This window comes from Xenorhabdus sp. PB62.4, from assembly GCF_014467285.1.
Taxonomy (GTDB): Bacteria; Pseudomonadota; Gammaproteobacteria; order Enterobacterales; family Enterobacteriaceae; genus Xenorhabdus.
In genome coordinates, this window is the sequence record NZ_NKHR01000057.1 from 1 (window position 1) to 4,575 (window position 4,575).

Below are 4,575 nucleotides of genomic sequence, written 5' to 3' on the forward strand. Positions count from 1 at the left end.
ATGCACTTGATGTACCTGCTTGTGGGCGCGGTTCCATTTCTTATGTTATTGCCTTTTGCTATAAGTGATTTTATAGGGATTGCACTGTTAAGGATGGAATGAACCGATAATATCTTGATTGGAAGACGCTAAATGATGGTGCGTCTGTTCATGCCCCGTTCGGGTTTGAGGGCAGCTTATCATAGTGGATTTATTAATCGGTGAGTACACAAAAAACACGTATGGAAATAGGTTCAAATTTAGGACGAGAACGTTTGATGATGGACATCAAAATCTCAATTTAAAAATAAAGGAATTGTTAACAGTGAAACTGAGCAAAATTTTGGACGATTCCTGCTTACAATCCCAGTATTCAATCCAATAATATAAAAATTACAATTTATTTAATTTAAATTTTTTAAAATCGCAAACACACCTTTTTCATTTCCTCACCATGGATAACAAGACTATTTTTCCAATTTAAAAGGAACCGATATGGATACTCATGTGTCTGAATTTCCCGAAATATTAAAAAGCCACTGTGGTTTTAATTGCCTGACCGATATTTGCCATTACTCTTTTGACGAATTCCGTCAGCAGGTCAGTGAACATCTCTCTTGGTCTGAGGCTCGGCACCTCTATCACAGTGCTCAGCAAGCGCAAAAAAATAACCGACTGTATGAAGCCAGAATCCTGACACGTGCCAACCCCCAGTTACAAAATGCCGTTCATCTGGCTATCACAACCCCTGATGCCGAATTGCGTGGCTATAACGATGAATTTGGCAATCGTGCCAGCCAGTATGTTGCACCCGGGGCGGTTTCTTCTATGTTCTCTCCCGCTGCTTATCTGACAGAACTTTACCGTGAAGCACGTCAATTACATGCAGAAAGTTCGGTTTATCATCTGGATAAACGCCGCCCGGATTTGAAATCGCTGGCACTGAGTCAACACAATATGGATAGCGAGGTTTCCACCCTCTCACTGTCCAATGAATTATTGATGGAAGGGATACAAACAAAATCCGGGCTGGATAGTCAGGCGAAGGTGATGAAGATGCTGTCCACCTTCCGCCCTTCTGGCGCAACCCCTTATCACGATGCTTATGAGAATGTGCGCAAAGTGATTCAGTTGCAGGACCCGAACCTTGAACAGTTGCGGGCGGCACCTGCGGTTGCAGCATTAATGAGTCAGGCTTCTCTGTTAGGGATTAATGCCTCTATTTCGCCAGAGCTATTTAATATTTTGACGGAAGAGATTACTGAAGCGAATGCAGAAGCGCTGATCACGAAAAACTTCGGGGTAAATACGGATGTCAGCCATTTCCAGGATATGGCTTATCTCGCCCTCTACTATGGGCTGACGCATGAAGAACTGTCCTCGTTGTTGGGACTGGTCACAGTGGGATCCAGAATAAATGCTGCCGTACAGTATTATCAGAATGACCAACTAGTCATGTTGATCAACAACGAAGATAATAGGCTGAATGCCGTGCGGATTAAGCGTACTGAGGGCGGGAATTATTATCAATTTGGTTATGCTGAACTTATTCCAGTCAGGGAAGAGAAGTATCAGTTTAACTTTACTATTGTTAACAATGCTCGTACGGGCACAATGGCGGTTGGGACAGAGGGATACGGCAGCAAAGATATTTTTTACAGTGACAGCCATGATGTCCAGCATGGCGTTCCAATTTCTCTGCCGGCAACGCTAACCAGAGAGAAAACGCAACAAACAGTGAATATCGGCGTTACCCGCATAGATGGTGGCTACTACGCTAACGTTAATTTTGACATCAGTCATTATCCTTTCAGTATTTTCCTGCTAAAACTCAATAAAGCCATTCGCCTCTCTCAGGCGACAAAATTACCACCAACCATTCTGGAAAATATTGTACTGAGTGTGAACCAGACACTGGATATTAATGCAGAAGTCTTAGGTCAAGTCTTTTTAGTCAAATACTATATGCAGTATTACGGCATAGATGCTGAAACGGCGTTGATACTCTGTAACGCGTCTATTTCACAACACCCCACCGATAACCAAACCAGCCAGTTTGATCGCCTGTTTAATATTCCTCCACTCAACGGTCAGGATTTCTCTATTGATGATAAGGAACTGGATTTAAACCCGGGCAGTGCTGATGACTGGCGCAAGGCCGTGCTTAAACGTGCGTTTAATGCCGATGATATCTCTCTCTATCGCCTGTTACAGATGGCTCATCGTGACACCAATGGCAAGATCTCGAATAATCTGAACAACCTTTCCGCCCTCTATCTTGCCAAATTACTGGCTGACAGCCACCAGCTAACCATCGATGAACTGGATTTACTGCTGGTTGCCATCGGTGAAGGGAAAAGCAGTTTATCCGGCATTAAAGACAGCGACCTTTCAGCCCTTATTAATAAACTCGATGCTGTCACCCCATGGCTGCACGTCCGGCAATGGAGCGTCTATCAACTCTTTGTCATGACAGCGACCCACTATGATCAAACCCTGACCCCGGAAATCCAAAACCTGCTGGATACCGTCTATAACGGGTTACAAGGCTTTGATAAAGAACAGACTGATCTGCCGGAAGTGATGGCACCTTATATCGCAGCCACCCTGCAATTACCGTCGGAAAACATCGCTCACTCCGTGCTGCTCTGGGCGGAACAGCTTAAACCAAGTGACGGAAAAATGACCGCGGGAAAATTCTGGCAATGGTTACAAGCACAGCATGCCACCAATCCACCGAAACCCGCCGCTACGCAGGAACAGGTTGTGCAATATTGCCAATGCCTGTCACAACTGGCGCTGATTTACCGCGCTACCGGTTTAGGCGAAAACGCTTTCCACCTGTTTGTCACTCAACCGGATGTTTTTGGTTTTCCAAGCGGAACCGCACCAGCCCATGATGCCCTCTCATTGATGATGCTGACCCGTTTTGCCGATTGGGCTAACGGCCTGGGCGAAAAAGCGTCCCCTGTTCTGGCGGCATTTGAAAATAAAACCTTAACGGCAGAACAACTGGCCAACGCCATGAACCTGGATGCTAACCTGCTATCCCAAGCCAGCATCCAGGCTCAACAGCATCAGCAGGTGACCAAAGAAAATGCCTTCACCTCCTGGGTTGCCATCGATATTATTCTGCAATGGGTCGGTGTTTCACATCAGCTCGGCATTGCACCACAGGGCGTGTCTGCTCTAATCGCACTGGATTACATTCCAAAAATCACCCAGGCCACACCGCCAACTTATGCCCAGTGGGAAACGGCGGCGGCCGTCTTGACCGCCGGATTGGATACTCGACAGGCCGATCCGCTGCATGTCTTTCTGAATGAAGCCCGCAGTGCGGCATTAAGTACCTACTATATCCGGCAAGTTGCCGGTGCCGATGCGGCTATTCAGAGCCGTGATGATCTCTACCAATACTTATTGATTGATAACCAGGTTTCTGCGGCGATTAAAACCACCCGGGTTGCCGAAGCGATTGCCAGTATCCAGCTTTATGTCAATCGCGCTTTGGAAGGCATAGAGGAAAATGCCAATTCTGGAGTGATCACCCGCCAGTTCTTTACCGACTGGGATCAATATAACAAACGTTACAGCACCTGGGCGGGGGTTTCTCAACTGGTTTACTACCCGGAAAACTATATCGATCCGACCATGCGTATCGGCCAAACCAAGATGATGGATACGCTGCTACAGCAAACCAGCCAGAGTCAGCTTAATAGCGATATTGTTGAAGATGCGTTTAGGTCTTACCTGACCACGTTTGAACAGGTGGCCAATCTGACCGTGATCAGCGCCTATCATGACAATGTGAACAATGATCAAGGGCTGACCTATTTTATCGGTCGCAGTGAAACTGAGGCGAGGGAATATTACTGGCGCAGTGTCGATCACAGCAAGTTCAGTAATGGCAAATTTGCCGCCAATGCCTGGAGTGAATGGAACAAGATTGACTGCCCGATTAATCCTTATCAGAACACGATCCGGCCAGTGATGTATAAATCCCGCCTGTATCTTATTTGGCTGGAACAGAAAGAGATTGCCAAACCCGATGGCAACACCAATCAAACTAAAACAGAATACCGCTATGAGTTAAAACTGGCCCATATTTGTTATGATGGTACTTGGAATACCCCGATTACTTTTGATGTTGATAGCAAAGTCAACGAATTAAAATTACCAAAGAATCAAGCGCCGGGGCTTTATTGTGCGGGCTATCAGGGGAAAGACACCCTACTGGTGATGTTTTATCAAAAAAAAGATAATTTGAGTGATTATAAATCTGCCACGATGCAGGGACTCTCTATTTTCGCTGATATGGTTTCCAAAGATATGGATACTGCACAGAGCAATAGTTACCGGGATGTTATTTACAAACATTTTGATACTCATCATATTATAAGAGTGAATAACCGATATGCAGAAGATTATGAGATCCCTTCATCGATATTTAACCATAAAGATTATGGTTGGGGGGATTACCATCTCAGTATGGTATTCGGTGGAAACATTCCGGCTATTGATTATCAAGTGGTATCAAATGGTTTTAAAATTCATATCACGCCAAAGCTAAGAATTATTCATAATGGGCATGAAGGC

Annotated in this window: 1 protein-coding gene; it reads left to right on the forward strand. The window is 45.3% G+C overall.

From position 1 onward, the window contains the following. Positions 1–474: 474 nt before the first annotated feature. On the forward strand, positions 475–4,575 hold a 4,101-nt coding region (locus tag Xenpb_RS18925; protein ID WP_255523207.1), incomplete at its 3' end, for a neuraminidase-like domain-containing protein.